20 protein-coding genes and 1 pseudogene are annotated in these 20,399 nt (G+C 57.3%); 5 read left to right on the plus strand and 16 right to left on the minus strand.

Going from position 1 to position 20,399, the window contains the following annotated elements; all coding sequences use genetic code 11:
- The 8 genes and pseudogenes from JWQ61_RS19390 to JWQ61_RS19425 all read right to left on the minus strand — a co-directional run.
- Positions 1-211 (minus strand): annotated as a pseudogene (locus JWQ61_RS19390) (DNA-binding response regulator); the annotation flags it as partial.
- 9 nt (positions 212-220) lie between these two features.
- Positions 221-1,012, minus strand: a complete 792-nt coding sequence (locus tag JWQ61_RS19395) for a MipA/OmpV family protein (RefSeq protein ID WP_304361941.1) — start codon at positions 1,010-1,012, stop codon at positions 221-223.
- Between the two features lie 67 nt (positions 1,013-1,079).
- Positions 1,080-2,009, minus strand: coding sequence for an EamA family transporter RarD (rarD, locus tag JWQ61_RS19400; RefSeq protein WP_304361942.1), 930 nt, complete (start codon positions 2,007-2,009; stop codon positions 1,080-1,082).
- A gap of 25 nt (positions 2,010-2,034) precedes the next feature.
- Positions 2,035-2,235 (minus strand): hypothetical protein, encoded by a 201-nt coding sequence (locus JWQ61_RS19405; protein ID WP_041742042.1) that lies wholly within the window; start codon positions 2,233-2,235, stop codon positions 2,035-2,037.
- A 134-nt stretch (positions 2,236-2,369) separates the two neighbouring features.
- Positions 2,370-2,849, minus strand: coding sequence for an OsmC family protein (locus JWQ61_RS19410; RefSeq protein ID WP_304361943.1), 480 nt, complete (start codon positions 2,847-2,849; stop codon positions 2,370-2,372).
- A gap of 60 nt (positions 2,850-2,909) precedes the next feature.
- Positions 2,910-3,482 (minus strand): carboxymuconolactone decarboxylase family protein, encoded by a 573-nt coding sequence (locus JWQ61_RS19415; protein WP_304361944.1) that lies wholly within the window; start codon positions 3,480-3,482, stop codon positions 2,910-2,912.
- Between the two features lie 195 nt (positions 3,483-3,677).
- Positions 3,678-4,694: a transporter gene (locus JWQ61_RS19420; protein ID WP_304361945.1), complete on the minus strand. Its 1,017-nt coding sequence runs from the start codon at positions 4,692-4,694 to the stop codon at positions 3,678-3,680.
- A 61-nt stretch (positions 4,695-4,755) separates the two neighbouring features.
- Complete coding sequence (locus tag JWQ61_RS19425; RefSeq protein WP_304361946.1) at positions 4,756-5,415, minus strand: isoprenylcysteine carboxylmethyltransferase family protein; 660 nt, start codon at positions 5,413-5,415, stop codon at positions 4,756-4,758.
- 295 nt (positions 5,416-5,710) lie between these two features.
- Here JWQ61_RS19425 and JWQ61_RS19430 point away from each other — a divergent pair, with 295 nt between their 5' ends.
- On the plus strand, positions 5,711-6,031 hold the full coding sequence (locus JWQ61_RS19430; RefSeq protein ID WP_304361947.1) for a hypothetical protein: 321 nt from the start codon (positions 5,711-5,713) through the stop codon (positions 6,029-6,031).
- Positions 6,032-6,199: 168 nt separating this feature from the next.
- Here the strand turns inward: JWQ61_RS19430 and JWQ61_RS19435 are convergent, their stop codons facing one another.
- The 5 genes from JWQ61_RS19435 to JWQ61_RS19455 all read right to left on the minus strand — a co-directional run bounded on the left by JWQ61_RS19435 (position 6,200) and on the right by JWQ61_RS19455 (position 12,063).
- The gene (locus JWQ61_RS19435) at positions 6,200-6,841 is read right to left on the minus strand and encodes a hypothetical protein (protein WP_304361948.1); all 642 of its coding nucleotides are present in this window, start codon (positions 6,839-6,841) and stop codon (positions 6,200-6,202) included.
- A gap of 100 nt (positions 6,842-6,941) precedes the next feature.
- Positions 6,942-9,266: a LamG-like jellyroll fold domain-containing protein gene (locus JWQ61_RS19440; protein ID WP_304361959.1), complete on the minus strand. Its 2,325-nt coding sequence runs from the start codon at positions 9,264-9,266 to the stop codon at positions 6,942-6,944.
- Positions 9,267-9,477: 211 nt separating this feature from the next.
- Positions 9,478-11,214, minus strand: coding sequence for a glycoside hydrolase family 28 protein (locus tag JWQ61_RS19445; RefSeq protein ID WP_304361949.1), 1,737 nt, complete (start codon positions 11,212-11,214; stop codon positions 9,478-9,480).
- Positions 11,215-11,305: 91 nt separating this feature from the next.
- Positions 11,306-11,695 (minus strand): hypothetical protein, encoded by a 390-nt coding sequence (locus JWQ61_RS19450; RefSeq protein ID WP_304361950.1) that lies wholly within the window; start codon positions 11,693-11,695, stop codon positions 11,306-11,308.
- Positions 11,692-12,063 carry a hypothetical protein gene (locus tag JWQ61_RS19455; protein WP_304361951.1) on the minus strand — a complete coding sequence of 124 codons (372 nt, stop codon included), beginning with the start codon at positions 12,061-12,063 and terminating at the stop codon, positions 11,692-11,694. Before JWQ61_RS19455 ends, JWQ61_RS19450 begins: the two co-directional genes overlap by 4 nt.
- Before the next feature lie 96 nt (positions 12,064-12,159).
- On the opposite strand from JWQ61_RS19455, the gene JWQ61_RS19460 reads away from it, so the two are divergent.
- The 4 genes from JWQ61_RS19460 (at position 12,160) to JWQ61_RS19475 (ending at position 14,238) form a co-directional block, all read left to right on the plus strand.
- A complete protein-coding gene (locus JWQ61_RS19460; RefSeq protein WP_304361952.1) occupies positions 12,160-12,858 on the plus strand; it encodes a hypothetical protein in 699 nt (232 codons plus the stop codon).
- A complete protein-coding gene (locus tag JWQ61_RS19465) occupies positions 12,858-13,382 on the plus strand; it encodes an ATP/GTP-binding protein (RefSeq protein WP_304361953.1) in 525 nt (174 codons plus the stop codon). Before JWQ61_RS19460 ends, JWQ61_RS19465 begins: the two co-directional genes overlap by 1 nt.
- A complete protein-coding gene (locus JWQ61_RS19470) occupies positions 13,379-13,789 on the plus strand; it encodes a roadblock/LC7 domain-containing protein (RefSeq protein ID WP_304361954.1) in 411 nt (136 codons plus the stop codon). Before JWQ61_RS19465 ends, JWQ61_RS19470 begins: the two co-directional genes overlap by 4 nt.
- A gap of 89 nt (positions 13,790-13,878) precedes the next feature.
- Complete coding sequence (locus JWQ61_RS19475; RefSeq protein ID WP_304361955.1) at positions 13,879-14,238, plus strand: hypothetical protein; 360 nt, start codon at positions 13,879-13,881, stop codon at positions 14,236-14,238.
- A 92-nt stretch (positions 14,239-14,330) separates the two neighbouring features.
- On the opposite strand, the gene JWQ61_RS19480 is transcribed toward JWQ61_RS19475, so the two are convergent.
- The 3 genes from JWQ61_RS19480 to JWQ61_RS19490 form a co-directional block, all read right to left on the minus strand.
- On the minus strand, positions 14,331-15,242 hold the full coding sequence (locus tag JWQ61_RS19480; RefSeq protein WP_304361956.1) for an amino acid ABC transporter substrate-binding protein: 912 nt from the start codon (positions 15,240-15,242) through the stop codon (positions 14,331-14,333).
- 513 nt (positions 15,243-15,755) lie between these two features.
- Positions 15,756-16,346: a hypothetical protein gene (locus tag JWQ61_RS19485; RefSeq protein WP_304361957.1), complete on the minus strand. Its 591-nt coding sequence runs from the start codon at positions 16,344-16,346 to the stop codon at positions 15,756-15,758.
- A gap of 50 nt (positions 16,347-16,396) precedes the next feature.
- A complete protein-coding gene (locus tag JWQ61_RS19490) occupies positions 16,397-20,230 on the minus strand; it encodes a pilus assembly protein (protein ID WP_304361958.1) in 3,834 nt (1,277 codons plus the stop codon).
- Positions 20,231-20,399: the final 169 nt, after the last annotated feature.

Genomic DNA, 20,399 nt, shown 5'->3' on the forward strand with positions numbered 1-20,399 from the left:
CCTTGGCGCGCAACTTGCGCACCAGGTCGAGCCCGTCGCCGTCCGGCAAGCCGCGGTCGATCACCAGCGCCGCATACGGAATGCGGGCAAAGCCGTCGGCCGCATGGTCGATGCGGCCGTAGACGTCGACCTCGATGCCGACCGCCGCCATGGCCTGGCGAATCAACTGCGCCATTCGCTCGTGATCTTCCAACAGGCCGATTCGGTTCATGGTGCGTATCTAGAATTTATAAAGGTAGCCTACCCGCACGGTTACCGCCGACGACTTGTCGACCAGCGGGCTGTCCTTGATGCCGGTGCCGCGCTGCAGGTCGCCGACGTCAAGTATGATCATTTGATTACGCGTCAGCGGATAGTCCGCGCGCACGCCGAACTCGATGTTGGTCGTCGATTTGCCAGTATAAGCTGCGCGGTCGGCGGTGACTTCGTTTGCTTTGACGCCGTAGTAATAATTGACATACTTGCTATCCATCCAGGTCGTGCTCAAGTGCGGCGTCAGCTGGAATCCTGCCATCGCAAACGAATGTTCGACGCCCAGTTTCACCGTGTTGCCCTTGGTGCTGCCGGCGGTCAGCCATTCCAGCGACAACTTCGCATAGGGATTGTCCCAGGTGCCAGCCACCCCGCCCCATGCACTGCCCTTGCGTTCGTCCATGCCCCGCAATGCATCCGAATCGCTGCTCTTGTAGCCGTCGTTCAATGCATATTTGGCGCGCAATGTGAAACTGAACTGGTCGACCGTCCCCAGTTTGAAGTCCAGCGTATTGCCGAAGAAGTGGATCCAGCGGTTTTCATACAATACCAGCGGCAGGACAGAGACGTGATTGCTGACGCCGCGATAAGGCCGGCTTTCAGAACCGAGGCCTATGCCCAGCCCCCATTGGGAAGCGTCGGCAGAATGCGGCTCCTCCGCCAGGATCGGATCAGCATGGCTCAGACTCGCGGCGGCGCTAAGGGCAGTGCCGATTATCGCTGCGAGGGCTAGCCGGCTGGAAAGCTTAAAATAGTGCATGTTGACTCCACAAAGTGATTGAACGAACTGCTACTGACAAGCATGTTCGGCCATAAGCTCTTACCACTTACTTACTGGAGTCTTTAAAACCGGAATATTTAGCGGCACGTTCCTTGCGCAGCAGGCGCACGCTGTGCAGCGCGGTCAGCAGCACCGCGCACCAGATGGGAATGTAGGTCGCCAGCTGTCCCGGCGCCATGGATTCGCCGAGGAAGACGATGGCGACGCCGACCAGCAATACCGGCTCGACGTAACCAAGGATGCCGAACAAGGCCATCGGCAGCAGCCGGCTGGCGCCCAAGTAAGCGCCGAGCGCCACCGTGCTCAGCAAACCCAGCCCCGGCAGCAGGAATAGCCACATGTCGGGCCGGTGCGCGACCACCGGCCAGGAATCGCGCGCATACAGCATGACGACAGCAACCGGCAGCAGCAGCGCCATCTCCAGCGCGAACGCCACCACCGGATCGGCGTTGATCTTGCGGCGCAGGACAAAATAAGGCGGGTAACCGAGCGCCACCACCAGGGTCGGCCAGGCGAAGCTGCGCGTGAGCCACAGTTCGTGCAGCACGCCGACCACGGCGCAGGCGACCGCCAGCCACTGGAACACATCCAGCCGTTCGTGATAATAGAAGCGGCCGACCAGCACCATCGTCAAGGGCAGCAGGAAATATCCCAGCGAGACTTCCAGCGCGCGCCCATGCAAGGGCGCCCACAGGAAAATCCAGAGCTGGACGCCAAGCAGCGCTACTACCACCACCAGCGCGACGCAGGTCAAGGGTTCACGCGCCAGGCGGCGCAGCAAGGCGCGCGCCTGCGGCAGGCGCTGGCGCAAGACCAGCAGCGCCAGTGCGCCGGGCAAGGTCCACACCACGCGCCAGGCGAAGATGTCAAGGCCGTCGAGCGGCGCCAGCAACCTGGTATAGCCGGACAACAAGGCGAACAGCATCGAAGCGCCGACCGACAAGCTGATGCCGCGCCCTATGTCATGTTGATTCATTGTGCCGGCCGCACCTCGGCAAACATCACGCCAGGGCTTCTTTGGCAGCTTGTTCCGGCGTCAGGCCGTCATAAAACTGGTCGGTAAACCATTCCACCTGCTCTTCGATATGTTCTTGCGCCTGTTCCAGGGTCGCGCCGCCGGCCACCAGGAAACCTTCGACTTCAATGCACCAGTTGATCAGCGCCAGTGTTTCCGGGTCCAGCTCTTCATTCTTCTTTGCCATCATTTTTTCCTGTATAAACGTCATTTCATGGCTGTTTAGCAATACATCCGAGGCATGAGCCCGGGCCGCCAACCTGCGCCGCCGGTATTCTACCTGCCTCCGCACCAATCGGGACAAGAGTGCCGAACGGGCGCTCATGATGCGGCATGGCTCCAGGTACCCTGGATCCGGATCTCGCTCTTCACCGAGCGCGCCAGGAAACACTCTTCGTGCGCCTTGTGGTGCAGTTGCCGGAGCGCGTCGTCGTCGGGAATCCTGGCGCCGGAAAAGGCCACGGCCGGCGCCAGCTCGACTAGCGCTATCCAGCTTTTGCCATCCTCCGCGCGCTGCATGTGGCCGGTGGCGTGGTCGACATAATGGTCGACCAGGTAACCGGCGCCGCGCGCGATATCGAGGAACCACAGCATGTGGCAGCTGGACAAGGAGGCCACGAAAGCTTCTTCCGGATCGACATTGGCGGGGTTCGACAAAGGCACCCTGACCACGTGCGGCGAACTGGACGCCGGCACTACCGCGCCGCCGTCGAATTGCCACTGGTGGGCGCGGCTGTAACGGTTATCGGCGAATGCCGCATCCTCTCGTTTCCATTCGATAGTGGCGACATGGCTGGACATGGCATCTCCTTAGGTTTGCGCTGGCGGTTTTCTGCGCCGCCGATGATACAGAAAATTCGGCTACCCCGTGAACGGTTCGGGAAACGGCAGGCTGAGCTGTCCCTCGGCACGCATCTCGAACACATTCAAAGTCATCGCCACCAACGTGTAATAACCGAGCAAAGCCACCAGGTTGACTACCACCTGCAAACCGAAACGGCTGCATGCCTGCCGGTAGACGGCATCGGATACGCGCTTGCCCTGATACAGCTCGCTGGCGAAACGCCACACCAGCCGGTCATCCTCATCGGTAAATTCCGGCGCGGCGCCGCTACGTATCTGCTCCGCGACCTGCGGCGGCAAACCTGCTTCCAGCGCGATCGGCAGATGGATATGCCATTCGGCCTGCGATTGCCAGCAGGCAGCCGTGGTCAGGATCGCCAGTTCCGACAGGCGCAGCGGCAGGCCGGTCTGGTAACGGCAGTAAGCGCCCAGGCGCTGCGCCAGCTCTCCCAGCTGCGGACTGTGGATCCAGGCCACGAAGGGGCCGTTGAGATTTTTCCTTGGTCCGGCCAGGATGGCGTCCAGCATGGCTTTCTGCTCGGCGCTGGCCTGCTCCGGGTTGAATGCGGGTAAACGAGATGGCTTGTTCATTCGATTCTTTCCTTGTTCTGCATGGTTCAGCCGGTGATGACACGGTCGGTGGCGGCATCTATCGCCGGCGCCGCCAACCGCGACCGGCAAGCTGTACCGGGGATTCCGATGAAATACCTGCGTCATTTACCACATCCTTGGACAGATCAGTGACGTCCGGGATAGCAGCAAAATAATCAGTGCACATTACCGGCGTCAGTCGTCGTCGCGCTTCCTGAAAGCCAGCCAGCCGGCAACCGCGGTGAAGGTGGCGACGATGCCGGCGATGATCCAGAATCCTTGCGGGTCCTGCCCAAGCGGAATGCCGCCCACATTCATGCCCAGCAGGCCGGCGATGATATTGATCGGCAATGCCAGCACCGTGACGATGGTCAGCACGAACAGGCTGCGGTTATTGCCCTCATTGACACGCGCGGCGATTTCTTCCTGCAGCAGCTTGATGCGTTCCTGCAGCGTGGCGATTTCGTGCAGCACCATCGAAAATTCTTCCGTGGCATGCCGCAATTCCTGCGAATCGATCTCGGCCACCCAGTTCGGCGGCCGCTGCAGCAAGCGGAACAAGGCCGCCGGTTCTGGCGCCAGCAGGCGCTGCAGGCGCACCAGCACGCGCCTCAGCTCGCCCAGGTTGGCGCGTTTCTGGCTCTGCTTGCCGGCCAGCAGGTTGTCTTCTATGCCGTCGACCCGCTGGATGGCGTCGCGCACGATCTTCGACAGCACGTCGGCCTGGTCGCGCAGCAAATGGGTCAGCAGCTCGACTGAAGAACGGATCGGTTCGCCGCTCTTTACTGCATTGCGCAGCCGGTCGACCGCCTTCAGCGGCTTGAGCCGCGCGCTGATCACGACCTGCTGGTCGACGTTCAGGAAAAGCGTGGAAATATCCGACGGATCGAATGAAAAATCGTGCAGCACGTCGTTAACCACTGCGATCAGCATATTGTCGACCAGTTCGATACGGGTCGAGCGCTGTCCTTCGTGCAGGGTCTCGTAGAACTCATCGCCGAGCTCGGCGTGTTTCCTCAGCCACTTCTCGCTGGCGGTGTTGGCCAGGTTGAAGTGCAGCCAGATGAACTGGCCCGGATGCTGGCCGCGCGCAGCCAGCCATTCCTCCGCCTGCTTCGATTCAATGGCCTGCCCTTGCGTGTCCTTGTCGAATAAATAACCGCATACCAGGCCGGTCTGATCCGAGCCGTAAGGCAGTGTCACTGTCTGCATCGCTTCTCCCGTCAACCCAAACGCACAGTTTAGCGCAGGCTATCGGCGGCTCGCAGGCATTCTAATAAATTCCGGGAACCAGCCGCGATGTACGCGAGCGGTAAGCATCATAATCGGCGCCGAACTGGCTGTGCAGCAGCGCCTCTTCGGCGCGCATGCGGGCCAGCAGCGGCGGTATCATGAGCAGCGTGAGCAGCACGCCAAGGCCGGAACGGAATACCAGGGACCAGCCCAGCGAATTTACCAGCAAGCCCAGGTAACTGGGATGGCGGATGGCGCCATAGATGCCGTCGGTGACCAGCTCATGCCCCCGCTGGATCGCCACCAGGCCGCTGAAACGGCGGCCCAGGATGAAGACCGGCCCCAGCCTCAGCGCGCCGCCGACGATGAACAGGACAACGCCGGCCCAGCGCAGCGCATCGCCGCCGAATGTCCAGAAGCCGATGCGGTCGGCATAGGCCGGCAGGTAGGCTTGCAGCAGCCCTATCAGTCCGATGGCGGGAATGATCCAGCGGTTGCCGCGGTCCTCGCGTTCGCCGGGGCTCAGGTTGCCGCTGGTGAACAGCGCCGCGCCGGCCATGACGATGAATGCGGCGGCGGTGACGGACAGGGCCGGCTGGGAGAAAAAGGCGGAAAACCCGCCCTTGCCGAGAATCGCGAGCCCGAGATAGGCAAGGCTCACAACGATGGTAAAGATCGCCAGTCTGGGTGTGAGCTGCATGCGCGTCTCCCTGGGATGAACTCTCTTCATTATATTCGCGCACGGCCTTGCCCGATTCGGCCGTCTGAACGATGTAAATTTTGAATGTTTTTATTGTATGAAAAAACCAACAAATTCGACTTGGCGCGTAGTTTTAATTTCACAATCATTAACAAACCATTGCTTTTTTTGAAAATTAAATTAACATACGGTCAATTGATAAAAGATTAATTTAAATCAATCTGCAGCGAAAAGAAACCCCAGCTCCCCCTGACTACGACAGTGTTGCAATACGGAATATTGGAAGGCAAACATAGTGAGAACCAAGGATCTTAGTACGGTACAAACGATTTTCTGTTTCATCGCTCTCTCCCCTGGCATCTGGTATTTTTTCTGCGACGGCATCGAGGTGCTGGCAAGGCAGAACATGCGCGCCATCGACAGGAATGTGGCATTCCAGACTGTTGCCCAATATCACATAGCCAAGCGCAGCGGACTGACAAGGGTCGCCTGCGCCCAGGCAGGAGCAGCATCAACCTCGTTTCTGCGCGCAAACGATGAAAAAGACTATGCCGAGTGGAAAAACACCGAGAGATCGGACTGCAAGATCGCCGGCATAGAAATGGCGTCCAATTAGGATGGAAACCGGGATCCACGGTTTCCATGTTTCGGCCATGAACCTTCCCATCGCCTATGTTAGCGGTAACAAATTTTGTCAGCCTTTTTTCCGGTTATTCATTTCCCGACAAATTTGGTCCCAACCTGGTTGGCACCTGCCTGGAAAGTAGCGCCGCGGCCAATAGTATCAATCAGGGGATAGTTTTCCCTGCACCAGAAATGCTGCCGGCGCCTCCGGTGTAGAAATCAGACCGTTTAAACCCGCGCGTTCTACTGCAGAAAGCATTGCCTGGTAACCTTCCGCGCTGTCGCGGTAGAGCAGCACGACGGAAAATTCCTTGTCCGCCGGATGGTCAGGCGCCCGCACCTCAGCCGCGCCGCCCATCGACCGAAGGCGTGCGGCGATATCCGCGGCACGCCGTTCGGAAGCGAATATGGCGCCGACATGCTGAAGCTGCGCAGCCTGGGTTACCGGCGCTTGCGGCTCCGTCTTTATCGGCTGGGCATTGTCGGCCGACGCCGCCTCGGCGGTCGTCACCTGATAAGTATTGTCGCGGCCAGGTAGCAACACCAGGCCGCGTTCCTGCAACGATTTTTCGAAAAGAGAAAAAAACTGGCCGGAGTTCACCGGATCCGACGAAGCAAGGCTGATGGTTCCCTGCGCCTCGTGGGCCAGGCGGATTGTCTTTCCCGAATACTGGCTGGCTAGGCGCACCGCATCGGGCAAGCCGATATCGCGCCAGATCACATACATCAGGTCGTCGCCAAAAACTGCCGTCGCATGTGAAAACAAGAGGACAACTAACAGATATGCCGTGTATTTTTTCAATATTGATATCTGCAACATATTCTCGAACTAATTCCATGGCGCCCAGCTGCCACAGCCGGAGCGCCATCAATCTATCCAGCGCCTGGCGGCACTCGCAACTTCACATCAGCGCGGCGATCTGCGTGGCGCTCAAAGCGCCGCGATAGATGCGGAATTCGTCTATCAGGCCGTTGAAGTACGGATCACTATCGAACTGCGACCTGCCGATCCAGTTCTGGCTGCCGCTGCCGAGGCGGAACGGCGCCAGGAACATCGCGGAATTACTGCCCACCGGGTTGCCGTCCAGGTACAAGGTGCCGACTTTACCCGACAGTGTCACCGCAACATGGACCCATTGCCCGACCGTCAAGGCCGTGCTGCTGTCGATTCCTTGCTCGCCGCTGCCGCCGTTGACCGTCATCGCGAAACGCGGAAAGCCGTTGCCGTTGCGCGCCGTCAGCATCATGTACTTGCCGGTGCCGGAACCGAAATCGAAGATGCGCGCCCATTTGCCATTTCCATTCCAGAACACCCAGGCGGCGACCGTGACATCGCCGACATCGCTCATCATTCCGGCCGGCAGGCTGAGATAGCCGTTGCTGCCGTTCAGCGATACCGCACCGCCCTTCTTGCCGCTGGCCCAGCTTGCGCCGCCGGTCAACGTTGCGGGATGTCCCTTGCCGCTGGCATCGGCGGCTGTGGCGCCGCTGCCGTCATCCAACGCCAGGTAAGCCAGCAACTGCACCGCCGTAATCGCGCTCGCCTCGTTCGACGCCGCGCTGGTGCCGGACGGTGTCTGCGCGGTGACGACATAATAATAGGTGCCTGGAGCAAGCCCGCTATCGGTATACGTCAGCAGATCGCTGATGCCGGTCGCCACGGTTGTATACGAGCCACCGGCAACCGTACCGCGCTGGACACTGTAACTGCTTGCATACGCGCTACCCCACCACGACAGCATCACCTGTCCCTGGCTCGCAATCGCGGTCAGGCCGCTCGGCGCCATGCCGCTTGCAATCGGATCGCGGGTGCAGGTCAGCGTGCCATAACCCAGTTGATCGTAGCCGCCGCTGTTAGGTCCGTAATTGCCGCCGCCGCCCTCCGGCTTAAGCTCGCTCCGGCCTGTGAATTTCTGGCAATAAGGCGCAGCCAATCCCTTGCGGTTGACGTAATGGTTATAGACCAGCACCCATCCAGGCCGCGCCAAGCCTTGGCTGCCGGTCGCAAAAGCAGTCTGGTTGACACGATCGACATTATTGTAAGTGACATAGGGCACCGTATAAAACGTACTGCCCGACTCGATCAGATTGGCCTTGGCGACGTATTCGGCGCCGGCAAGGAAACGGTTATTGTCATAACCGTACAGGTCGACACCCTGGTTCCAGGCCATTTCGCAGATCGGCCCCATCAAGGCGATGCCCAGCGTGTTGTGTCCCTGGTCGCGGCCGGTTTCCTGCCATTGCCCCAGGTAGCCGGGATGCACGTAATAGACGGCTTGCGAGACGGCGCCGTTGCCTATGCCGTTCTTGAAATATTCGACTGCCTCGTTGAACATCGCACGGTCGTCGCACAACACGCCAATAGCCATGATCGAAGCCATATTGCACAAATCCCAGTTGGCCCAGTAATGGGTCGCTTCGGTACCGTTGTGGCGGATCAGGAAATCATGGTTGATGCGATAAAAGACGGTCCGCATCATGTTCTGGAAACTGGCAAGATCGGCAGCGGCCCAGCCGCTGTAGGAGCGCATGATTTCGGCCGCATTGGCGAATTCGTAGCCGTACAGGCCGGCGGCCAGGGCGGCATTCGTATCGCCGCCTATTACGGTCAGCTTCGACCAGTCGTTCAGGATGGTCACTGCTTTTTTTGCATAGAGCTCATCGCCGGAAATTTTCCAGCGCAGTGCGCAAGCATAGGCGGCAGCAACGTCGTTATAGAGAAGCGAATAGTTCTGGCCATGCACGCCGTCGTTGCCGCGATAGACCTCGGTTTGCGGGTTCGGCTTGTAGTTCAGGCTGGCATGGCCGTTAGCGATCAGGATATTCCAGCCGTCGATCCACGGCGCCGCCTTCGCATTCACCTTTTGGCTCATGCGGTCAAAGTCGGCCTGGGTATGCAGCAGGCCCGGATGGACAAATGCCGTGCTCGCCGGCGTCGCGGGGGTTTCGGGGGTGGTTTCCGGCGTTGTGCTGGCGACCGGTGTCGTGCCGGCGGTTGCAGGGATGCTTGGCGCCGCGGCCGGCGCGGGTGTGGCTGGCGTAGCGCCTGTACCGGCAACGCTTGTGTCGGGCGGCATATCGCCGCCGCTGCCGCATCCCGCCAGCAGCAGGATTCCCAGGCTGGAAATAAAATGACGGCGCGATATACCTTCGACGTATTGTTCGAGACCGGTTTCTTTACTTGCATCGGGCAGCGCCTGCGGCAATTCTCCCCTGCCGGAGACCATTGGCTTACTCACGTTTTTACTTTTCAACGATATATCCTTTCTGCTGCATGAAACCACTTGAGAAGTGGGTGCCATTAATTGTCATGGCCTTGTTTGATATCGCAGCGATATCTGTTGCAAATCCGTATAACGCAAATAATGTGCCAACGGAAATGCTCAATGGCAGCTGCGAGCCGATGACGGCGCTTGTAAAATCACGGTTCGGCTGATTCTAAAAAGGAGATGCGGAAGAGGGAAACGGAACGAAGGCCTGGCTGCAATCGACCGGCTGCCGGGAATTTTCCTGCACCGTGGCCACCGTCACGTTATTTGACGCAGAAGGTGCGATCGTGAAGTTGACCCGACCCGGACCGATAGTAAACTGGGTGTTCGACGGCGGCGTCGGACCGCCGTTGTGCCGTGTATTCGACAGCGTCGGCGCAGAATCGAAGATGACGTTGTCGAGCGAGATCTTCAACATGTTGGTAATACCGTTGAGATCGTAGCCATTGAACGTAAGCACGCCGCCGCCATATCTTGCGCTGCCGGTGTCATGAAAACCGCTGATCGTAATATCGTGGAAATCCGGTATCAAAGTATGGTTTCCGGAACTGTAGTAAGGATCGAATATCATCGGCTCCTTGACGTTGCGCACGCAAATTTGCTGGTAGCGGATGTCCTTCACCTCGCCGCCGCGCCCATCGTCCGACTTGATCCGTATGCCCACGCTGTTTGGCGAATCGTGGCCATCGATAGTCAGATCCCGGATTTCGACGCCGTTCACCCCGGCGTCGGTTTCGCTGCCGATCGACATGCCGTGGCCATAATAGAAGTGATTGTGGACGATGCGATGGGCGCTGGACGGAGAGGCCGTGCTGCCATGCGCCTTGATGGCGATGTTGTCGTCGCCGCCGCTGAAATAAGAATAGGCAATCAATACATTGCTCGCCTGGGCGGGATCGATGCCATCGGTGTTTTTAGTGGTATCCGGCGTAAAACAACTGCTCGGCGAGGCGGCTGGCGTAGCCGGGTCCGGACTGGTTCCGGCGGTGCAGACATAACCCTGCTTGCTGTAAGCCAGAGTCGGCGTCAGCAGCTTCACACCCCAGGCGGTAAAGCCGTTTACATCGCTGGGGACCACATGGAATGCCGGCGCATTCTGCAGTGCAATGCGATATAGCGTAAAGTCGCTGCCGCCAAAAAGCTGGATCAGGCGGGGATTATTCTGGTTCTTGCCCGTCGATTTGTTCAGCATGGCGACATCCCACCAGGTCATTTTCCCGGCATTGGCACCAGATGTCAGGACGCTGCCGCCGCGGCCGTCTATGGCGCCGTCGCCTACCACGCCGCTGTTTTGCGTGTTGCGGCCGGTGATCAGCGCATTGCAGGAATTGCCGCTGCCTGCGGCGTCGCCGCAATTGCCGTCACCCTTGTCAAAATCGGCCGGACTGCGCGATGCGAATAAAGTCACTCCCTGATCCACCCAGAGGGTCACGCCGCTGGCCAGTGTTAATGGTCCCGAAAGAAAAGCATTCTGTCCGTCGCTGCCGATTACCAGCCTGACGGCCTGTCCGGCTGCACAACTGGTGATGGCCTTCTGGATCCTGGCCGTATCCGGATTGGAATTGGCCCCGCCGGCGTCCACCGACGCGGGCAGCAGGCCTGCTGTTTGCTTAAGATTCGCAACCAAGGTAGTGCACGCAATTTTGGGAAGCTGCGGTTCCGCTGGAAGAGCGGCATCCACAGCGGAAGAGCTGTTACTCGGCGTGGTTGATGTGCCGGCGGTACCTGTTGAAGTACTGCCTGCGCCGGTTGAGGTGGTGCCCGTAGCAATTGACGTGGTGCTTGTGCCAGCCGTCGTGGTACTGCCTGAACCGGCACTGTCCCCGCTGGCATCTCCGCCGCCGCACGCGCTCAAGGTTATGCCACAGAAGATAGCCACACATAACAGCTTCATGAAACCGGGCATCGTGTTTTCCAAAAAAAAAGCAATGGAGCGAACAATCTTTTCGATTCGGTAAAAAGATTGCGATATGTGGCCGACATGTCGCAGGCTCTCGTCAAGAAGGCATGAATTCCCTCGTTGACCGGTCCCTGCGACTTCTCGCGGAGATCAGGTAGTTGCAAAGCCATTCGTAGTGCGCTTGTATCTCGCCAAGCAAATTGGCATATTGAGTTTCAATCTCGCCCAGCAACTGGCTGGCCCTCTCTCGCACAGAATCTTCCATATCCTCATGGTTTTCCAGGGCATCAAAAATGGCGTCGGCAAGACTGTCGTAAAAATGCAATTGATGCTGATTGCCGGAAATGCTTTCCCACTCCTCGCGAAAAATCGCGTCAAAAGTCAAGCTCTCTACAAATCGCGCTGCGCTGGTCGTTTCGTCCAGATTGAAAGAACGCAGGATTTGTGCCAGCAACAGTGCATCGTCATCTGAAATTTTCTCTGTCACGTCGGCTGCTCCATCATTCGATATCCGGCGATTAGTGTGGGCACCCATGATGAGCAATGCAAAAGAAAATTCCAATCAGGCAATCCTGAATTTCGGGTAAGAATTTCCTTCAGAAAAATAACGTCATCCAACGCCACATTTTCGAAAAAAATCTCAGTAGAAACAATTGCCAGCCGCATCCATCTCAGCGGCTGTTCGCCCTCACGGCTTGCGTAGGGAATTTCCGACAAGACGCTTCGCGGATCCCGCGCAAATATCAAGATCCCCTGATACCGCAATTCCTGCGCATCGCTTATTGTTGCCGCAAGTCGATCGATCAAAAAAAGATGCCCTGCACGGCGCCATTCATCCAGCAAGCCGGAATTCAACTATCCGGTGCATCTTCAAGGGAAAAACCATGCCGCATCTGTCATTCAGAAATATTCGTGGGCTCGTGTCGATTTACGACAATCCACCTGGATTCCATGATGCGTAAGACAACTTTCATTTCTGTCAGATATCTCGCTGAAAAAGAACTTCTGCGATATGAACTCCTGATGCAGATAGCCGATGAAAAGACCGTATTCCGCTGGATCTCGTCCGATCTTAGATTTGCCTCGGTAGCGCTGCTGGATCCTTCCGTCTTCAATTCCCAAGAGGCGATCCCGGCCAATTGCATTTGCATCTGGATTTCCGGATCTTCAGATCACACACCATGCAAAAGCGACATGACCTTGCCGGCCAATTTCCGCCTGCCGGACCTGATCAATGTGCTGGACCGGGCCGCCTTGCGAATACTGGACATGAAGACTAGCCATGTCAGTCTCGGTGAAGCCTCCGATCCCTTCTTCCAAAAAACCTACCGGATCTCAAAATGGATCCATCTGGAGCACGATTTTTCGGCTATCCGGTTTCAGAAAATCCTCGCAATCATGACCATGCAATCCATCAACTGGCATTGGCTCCTTGCATACGGCGGCTTGACAGAACGGGATGCGGCTTTGTTTCTTGACGAATTAAGAAAGAAAAATGTACTGATAGAAAGAATAAAATTGCCTGCCGCTCACGAAACTTTGCAAGAGATATACTCCGATCCAAAGGAAAGCGGCGTCGGATTGTTCGTAAAGAAAATCAATCAATGGCTGGGCAGGAGCCGTTCGCAAGAATTGGAGAGAACCCGATAGTGTGCATACTCAGAATCGTCCTGCTGGGACCGATGGGCATAGGGAAAACGACCGCGATCCGCTCTTTGTGCGGTGACATGATGGTCGACTGCGATGTCCCTAACATGGATCCCGTCTCTTCAGAAAAAACCAGTACAACCGTGGGGGCCGACTTCGGGGTTGTCGACCTGGATGGCGGCGAACAGCTGCATATCTATGGCAGCCCGGGACAGGACCGCTTCGATTTCGTGCGCGGCTGGCTGCTATCCATGGCAATCGGCGTCGTCGTCATGATCGACGCCAACGAAGCAGGCGCCGTCGACATGGCGGAACAGTATCTTCGCACTGTCCATGCCGTTTCCGAAACCATGCCATGCATGCTGCTGCTGGCGCGCCCGATCAGCCCCGAGGCAAGTAACCGGTTTGCATCGAAACTGACAAGCGCGCTCGGCATCGCTGTACCCATGATCGCCGTGGACGTACGTGAAAAATCACAGATGCTCGACGCACTGGATATATTTTCCTCGCTGCTGATAACAATATGAATCCACACAAAGCTAATCTCGCTTCTGCATCACTGGCAGCCCATCATGTATTCAATCAGATCGGCTTGTCCCAGAACGGCATATCCACGGTTGTCATGACCACACTTGACGGGCAAGAAATCGCTATCTACGACCCGGGACAGAAATTCAATGCCATTCGCCTATCGGCAATGACCAGTTCGCTGATTGCAATCGCGCGTTCAGTCGGCAAAGAGGTGGACTTCGATGGATGCGATCGCCTGATGCTGGAAACCCCGACAGGAAAAATAATTTTTCGGCCGATTGGCAATAAATATCCCTATCTGCTGTGTGTGGTGGTCAACCGCGACGCCATCCTGGGGCACACGATATGGACGGTCGACAAGATCATCAGCAATTTCATCCAGCAGATAACCCTGGATCGCTGATTCAGTTTCACACATCATCGAAGTTGGTCGGCCGACGATGATGTTTCTGTTCCATTCAACGCCACTATCTATATAAGCAGGGGAAAAATATGAGCAACATGAATGTCATCGTTGACACATTACTGAAAATCGATGGTGCGCTGGCAGCAGCAGTCGTCGATAGCAATAGCGGAATGATCCTGGGATCCGGCGGTTCCGGCGTCGATCTCGAGCTGGCGGCAGCCGGCAATACAGAGGTGGTGCGCGCCAAGATGAAAACCATGAAAAGCCTCGGCTTGAATGACAATATCGAAGATATCCTGATTACCCTCGGCAAGCAGTACCATATACTCCGGCCGATAGACAAGCACGATGGCCTGTTCATCTATGTAGTCCTCGACAAGAGTAAATCCAACCTGGCGCTGGCCCGCCGCAAGGTGCTGGACGCGGAGCAAGCGCTGGTGATGTAATCCTGCCTGACCGGCGCACCTGCCGCCGAATCCGAGGCGGCCGCATCGCACTTCGCTGGCGGAACGTAACAACAACGTTCCGCCAGCGGCTCTCAGTCTCCGATTTTATCGGTAGGATAAAGAATCGAATCGCGCAATAAGTATCCCATCGGCATGTCCATGCTCTTGCCTCTTGGCGGAACCGGATTCATGAACCATTTGCTGTAGATCTTTCGGAAATCGCCATTGTTTTCCATATTCGCCATCTCCCGGTCAACCGATGCCTTGAATTCCGCATCGTCTTTGGTCAGCATGATGGCATACGGCTCCACCGACATTGCATCGCCGACGATCGCAAATTCTTCCGGGTGTTTCATGTTCGCGCGAAAGCCGTACAGGATAACGTCGTCCATCACGAATGCAGCGGCCTGCCCCTTTTCCAGCATGCTGAACGACTCGGCGTGATCGTTTCCTTCAACCAGGTTCAGGGCTAACGCTCGCACCTTGTTTCTGTCGTTTAGTAACTTGACAGTAGTGGTTCCCTTGGTTGTCACAACGTCTTTTCCGCGCAAATTTACCCAGTTCTTGATGCCCGAATCTGTGCGCACCGCCATCCGCACGCCAGCGAAAAAATGCGGGACGGTAAACGCTACCTGCTTGCGGCGCTCGGCGTTATTGGTGGTGGTGCCGCATTCCAGGTCGGCCTGACCGCTTGTGATGGCGTTTATGCGGGTGGAAGGCGTCACAGCCAGATAGGTTACTTTCAACTGCGGCAGTTTCAATTCCCGCCGGATGCCCTCGATAATTTTCGAACACAGGTCGACTGTAAAGCCGATCGGTTTCTTGTCTTCATCAAGGTACGAGAACGGCGCCGTGGTTTCCCTATAGGCGACCGTGATCGCCTGGGTATCCCGGATTTTGGCCAAGGTGGCGCCGGCAATCGCCTTCGGCGAAAACAGCATGGAACTTAGCAACATCGTTCCAAAAAGAGAACATCCCACCCGCAGAAAAACATCAGTGTGCATTGAATCGCCTCGTTGAAAAAAGAAGGATGCGAAGTCCTGGAAAACGCATTTGGCAGCTATTGCGCCGCACTCAGGATAAGCACAGTCTGACTAGGGGTATATCGGGAGATCCTGATCTTGATGTAGGGATAAAACTTCGAGACAAGCACATTCCGGAAGCCGGCGCCTAGGCTGGATCGCAGCGCCTGCCAGCTTATTGCTAAGAAAACTTCCTGGTCCTGTCGAGGGCCAGGGCGCCGTAGATAAAAAAGGCAACTAGCGCGGCACCACATAAGCCGCTCAATAAAATCAGGTCGGCGCCCCACGTCTCTCTGTCCAGGCGAATCGCAATAAGGACCGACAGTGTCGCCCCCATCACCATCCCCAGGATGCTTCCTACCGCCAAATCGGCCATTCTCAGATGACGGTTGTGCAACCGTATGAATGGCCAAATGTCCTTGAACCTGAACATTTCCATCTTTTACCTCCGCCTATTTTTGTGTTCTTCCGGCAGCGCCTTGCCGTCCTCTCCCCTTATCCGGGCGCGCCATTCAATTCCGGATCGATATGAAATTCCAGGTCCTGATACGAATTCACATCCGCCCCCGCCAGCCTGGCCGGCATAAAAGAGGTACTGCGCAACATCGCCTCGATTCGCTCCAGCGCTTGCAGATCATCGGCAAGCGCTTGCAATTTTTCGACAGCGGTCACCTTGCCGCTGGCGTCGATATACAGACGGACGCGGATCGGCACTCCCGAGGCCGCGACACCTGCCAGCAAATCCGGGTCGGGCGCGCTGTATGGCAAAGCGCCTTTGTCCACTTCCTGCGGTCCGTAATATAGCGGCGGCTGGTATGCCACCTTTGCGAGCGCGACGCCGCCCTGCAGCTGGCCGCCGGATTGCGGTTGGGCAGCACTATCTGCACGCGCCCTTGCAACTAGCGGCGCGCTGCCGGCGGCGGCAGACGCCGCGGCAACGATGCGCACTTCGATGCTTTTTTCCACTCCGGCATCCGCCGCCCCGACTCCCGAAGCGGCTGTCTGATGGCGCCACAGCATCAGCACCAGGACGTGCATCGCCAGCGTGAGCGCGACAGTGGACAGCCGGCGCATATCGCGCTTCACGCCGCATGGCTCCATGCATATGCTGCTTCGGCAAGACATTGAGCGGCCAGTTAATTGGCAACCGGAATCTGCCGCCAGTTCAGGCGATTGAACGGATTATTCAACGAAGGCTCGGGCTCATACGTGCCGCTCTTGCCATCGCTGGTAGTGGTAACCAACTTCACCTTGCCATTGATGTTGGCAAAGTAGATGCCGTTATTCAGCCCCGGCGCAGTCACCAACGCCAGGTTGGCGAACTGCGACTTACCGGTGTTGTAGCTGACGGCATAGACATCATTGCTGCCTGAAGGAGTGCACACGTCGCCGTCCGGCAGGTTGGCTGCGAACGCCACTATGCCACCGTTGGCGGCAGCTTGCGATGTAACGCGCCGCGCGATGTTGTTGGAGCTCAGCGCCAGGTCGATATACCAGCCCGACGGCCTCTCAGGAGTGGCGCCGATACCGGTTGTCACATCCGTATTGTTATTCAGGTTGGCGCGGGTAATCGGGTACTTGCCGACGGCGGCGGGCAAGGTGGCGACGGTATCGAACTTGGTGCCGGTGCCATCGTTGATCGAGTAGAAGGTCTGGACCTGGCTGCTCTTGATATCGCTGTCCGCCAGCAGTTTGCCGGTGCCAATCAGTACATAGCGTTTCAACGAGTTTTTATCAACCTCTATCAACGGCCGGGTGGTGACCGGTTGCACCGTAGCTGCGCTGGACGGATCCGTCAGCAAGGCGATCTGCGTCGGCGCATCGTAGCTGGTGCCGGTGGTCTTGGTCAGATCCAGGCGCCACACATTGCCCAGCAGGTCGCCGGCATATACGGCGTCCGCCGTGTAATCGGTAAAGTCGCCGACATAAGCTGCTGCCTGGGCCAAGCCGGCCGGCGCACTTGCACTGCCGGCGCCGGTCGGAATCGGCGGCTCCAGCAGTTTGCCGTTGCTTGGATTGACGATATAAAAATACCCCATGCCATCTGCGTTGTTGTAGCCCGAAGTCAGGATCACCACCCAGCCGTACTTGGCGGTCTTCACCACTACCGGCGGGCCATAGCTGTAGCCCATCGTTGCGTCGGTGAACTCCCACAAGACTGCTTTGGCGAGATTGGCTTCATTGCTCAGCTTGCCGGGATTAGTCACGTCCAGCGCGTAATAACCCTTGCCGCCCTTGCCCAGCCCGCCGATCAGCAGCGAACGCCAGTCGGCCGAACTGTTGGCGGCGCCAGCCCTGCCGAAATCGACATCGGTCACCAGCGGCGTTGCGTCGACAAAAAAGTGATGGATATAGTTGGCGCTGGTCAGCGACGCCAGGCCGTTTACCGCGGGAGTGGCGGTTGGCCCTTGGTACAGGAAGCTGGGTACATAGGCGAACAATTCCTGACCGCCGCTCAAGCCGCCGTCAAACGCATGCAGCATGCCGTCATTGGCGCCAACGTACACCACCGTGCCGCGACTTTTCTGGGCATTGACAAAACCGCTGTAGCCGGGATTGCTGGAATCGGCATAAGTTGCCGCCGGCGCACCCACCGGAGCAGCCTTTGAGGTAACGATATCGCCCAGCAGGTAAGCGCGCTGACGGAATGGACTGCCTTCCTTGCTGCGGTCGCCGCGCAGGAAATTGACTACGTCGGTGGCGGTCAAGCCGGCTACCGCCAAGGCTGCAGCATTGCCTGCGTTACCGATATTGGCGGCACGGAACGGCACCCCTTTGCCGCCGTCGCTGGTGGCAATGAAACGTTGCTTATCCCAGCCGTTGATCTGGCTGCTGTCTGCGGCTACCTGCGTCTCCAGCAGCAGGCGCGCATTCCACGCGGCTGCCGTAGCGACTGCCTGGCCGGTGCTGGCGTCGAACTGCAAGGCGCTGGCAATCACGTCACCCGACCAGTTCGCTGAGAAATATTGGGTGCTGTAGCTGACGGTGCCGTCGGTGACAGCCACCGGCGAAGCTACCGCCAGCGAAGAAGAAAACTGCGAGGCCGAATTGATATTCTTAAAGGCGTCGGTTAATGACGACACCATCAGGCCAGCCTTGCCTGCGTCATAATAATTGTCCGGCCTCAGGTTGCCGTTGCGGTCTGTATCGCCGGTCTTGTTCCAGCTTGATTGCGCCAGTGCCGTGGTATTGCCATAGGTACTGTAGCCGTCGGGAACTGCGAAACCTCCGTATTTGGCTGCCAGCCAGTATGGATTGTTTTTACGCTCTATATTCTTTTCCATCACGTCCAGCCAGTATGTAGCCGCGGTAGTCTTGAACAACTTGGTTTTTGTGCCCGAGTTGAGAAAATCGTTGGGACGCAAATCGCTGGTATGCGCTGCGTAGGCAAGGCCGGCAATAAAGTAGCTGTTCTGATCGCAACACCAGCTTGGATGTATCGTTCCCAGATTCCCCAACCCTTCCAGTGCGCCAACCGCGTTGGTTGCGTCCGTGACATTGGTCGGACCGCCGCTCACATAATTTGACGGCACCGGATTCGGCAACGCTGCAGGTACATCCTTTGCAACTGCAGCCGGCATGGCTGGTTCAACGCTAGCACTGGCAATGGTGCTTCCGGGAAGATTGGAGTCGGCATGGGTGTTTTCATCGCCGATGCCAATAATGAAATTCTTTTGGCATGCGTACTGGATCGGATCATCCCAATTGGTGATTACCGGGAAGCCGTCGGCCATGTCGGCATTCACGCCATTGGTGTATTCAGGAATATTGCCGGCATTCCGGAGATAACGAATCCCCGCGTAATACAGCTCGCTAACCGGATCCGCACTCTTGTAGATCTGGCTGGCAAGGCCGAATTTATTTAAATAATTGATGACGCCGCTGTTGGCGATGGTGCTGCCGGTGACTTTGCCGGTGGCGGCGGCATCGCTGCTATCGGGATTGTTCACGAAGATGCCTGTGGCAGGATCCCATTCCTTTTGCGGGTTATCCAGGCTGGTCGATCCCGGCACCGGCGTCTTGGGGCCGACTGATTTCATCCTGACACGCAATACGCCGCCATCGCGAAAGACATTCGAATCGTTCAAATAAGAAATCGCAGCAAACCGCAATTTGTCGGCATTGTTTTGAATCAAACCGGTTGGCTTGTATATATTGTTGCCATATTGGGTGCAGTTGGTTTCCAGCGACACCACATTTGAATCGCACACCTTGACCAATACCGGGATGTCGAAAGTACCGTCGGCAGTCGTGCTTGATGCCGGGATGTTCTTGCCGCCGGAAGTATATGCCGTGTTTGCGAAAGTCCCGAAGGTGCCGGGGGTATCGTCGATGCTAATGGTGGTGGCGTCATTGCTGTTCGACACCCGCATCGAAGTCCCGAAGCCGTACACGCGCACATAGATGTTCTTCCAGTTTTTGCCGCTGAATGGCGTAGCTCCGCTGATCGTCGCCGCATCCTTGGTAATTGCCTGGACAGGAAAATTTCTCGCGCCTCCCTGGCTTGCCGGCATATAACCCTTTTGCAATACCGTGGCAGTCGTGGTGTCTATCGCGCGATAACCGCCGGTCAACGCCCAGCGGAACGGGTCGATGGTGGAGGTAGTGGCCCAGTTCAGGAAATTGCCGCTCCATTGCCCGGAACAGATGTGATTGGTGGCAGCCTTGCTTGCCGCAAAGTAGCCAGCGGTATTTTCGTAGTCGTAACATTTTCCCGGATCGAAATAGCCGATGAACGTCGAGCCTGAGGAGTACGGGTCGGTATGGGCACGGCTTGTCGCCGTAGGATATTCCACCGACAAGGTCAACAGTACATTGGAAGGCACAATGATGTTGCTAAACATGGGCGTGTCGTTCAGCGCGATTTGCGCATGTGCCATGCCGGCAGTACCCAGCACCAGTACGCCGAGCAAATGGGTCAAACGGTTCAGCCAGTGCGGCGCCTGGAGCGTCTTGAGGAATCGATTCATGTAATGATGCTCCTGTTTATGCCTGACAGACAGCCGCCAGCTATCTGCGCTTAGTGAGTGAACGTAATCTGGGTAAAGGTCTGGGTATTGCGCGGCCCGAGCGCCATGATCGTGAGCCGGTAGACCGGCCCCAGGCCGGCACTCACCTTGGTCGTGTTACCCGTACCTT

The organism is Collimonas fungivorans (assembly GCF_028292705.1).
In the GTDB taxonomy this organism is placed as follows: domain Bacteria; phylum Pseudomonadota; class Gammaproteobacteria; order Burkholderiales; family Burkholderiaceae_D; genus Collimonas; species Collimonas fungivorans_B.

What these genes read in the sequence shown, in the direction of transcription:
- JWQ61_RS19395 (WP_304361941.1), bottom strand. Translation starts at nt 1,012, where the DNA reads ATGCACTATTTTAAGCTTTCCAGCCGGCTAGCCCTCGCAGCGATAATC.
- rarD (WP_304361942.1), bottom strand. Translation starts at nt 2,009, where the DNA reads ATGAATCAACATGACATAGGGCGCGGCATCAGCTTGTCGGTCGGCGCT.
- JWQ61_RS19405 (WP_041742042.1), bottom strand. Translation starts at nt 2,235, where the DNA reads ATGGCAAAGAAGAATGAAGAGCTGGACCCGGAAACACTGGCGCTGATC.
- JWQ61_RS19410 (WP_304361943.1), bottom strand. Translation starts at nt 2,849, where the DNA reads ATGTCCAGCCATGTCGCCACTATCGAATGGAAACGAGAGGATGCGGCA.
- JWQ61_RS19415 (WP_304361944.1), bottom strand. Translation starts at nt 3,482, where the DNA reads ATGAACAAGCCATCTCGTTTACCCGCATTCAACCCGGAGCAGGCCAGC.
- JWQ61_RS19420 (WP_304361945.1), bottom strand. Translation starts at nt 4,694, where the DNA reads ATGCAGACAGTGACACTGCCTTACGGCTCGGATCAGACCGGCCTGGTA.
- JWQ61_RS19425 (WP_304361946.1), bottom strand. Translation starts at nt 5,415, where the DNA reads ATGCAGCTCACACCCAGACTGGCGATCTTTACCATCGTTGTGAGCCTT.
- JWQ61_RS19440 (WP_304361959.1), bottom strand. Translation starts at nt 9,266, where the DNA reads ATGGTCTCCGGCAGGGGAGAATTGCCGCAGGCGCTGCCCGATGCAAGT.
- JWQ61_RS19445 (WP_304361949.1), bottom strand. Translation starts at nt 11,214, where the DNA reads ATGCCCGGTTTCATGAAGCTGTTATGTGTGGCTATCTTCTGTGGCATA.
- JWQ61_RS19460 (WP_304361952.1), top strand. Translation starts at nt 12,160, where the DNA reads ATGATGCGTAAGACAACTTTCATTTCTGTCAGATATCTCGCTGAAAAA.
- JWQ61_RS19470 (WP_304361954.1), top strand. Translation starts at nt 13,379, where the DNA reads ATGAATCCACACAAAGCTAATCTCGCTTCTGCATCACTGGCAGCCCAT.
- JWQ61_RS19475 (WP_304361955.1), top strand. Translation starts at nt 13,879, where the DNA reads ATGAGCAACATGAATGTCATCGTTGACACATTACTGAAAATCGATGGT.
- JWQ61_RS19480 (WP_304361956.1), bottom strand. Translation starts at nt 15,242, where the DNA reads ATGCACACTGATGTTTTTCTGCGGGTGGGATGTTCTCTTTTTGGAACG.
- JWQ61_RS19490 (WP_304361958.1), bottom strand. Translation starts at nt 20,230, where the DNA reads ATGAATCGATTCCTCAAGACGCTCCAGGCGCCGCACTGGCTGAACCGT.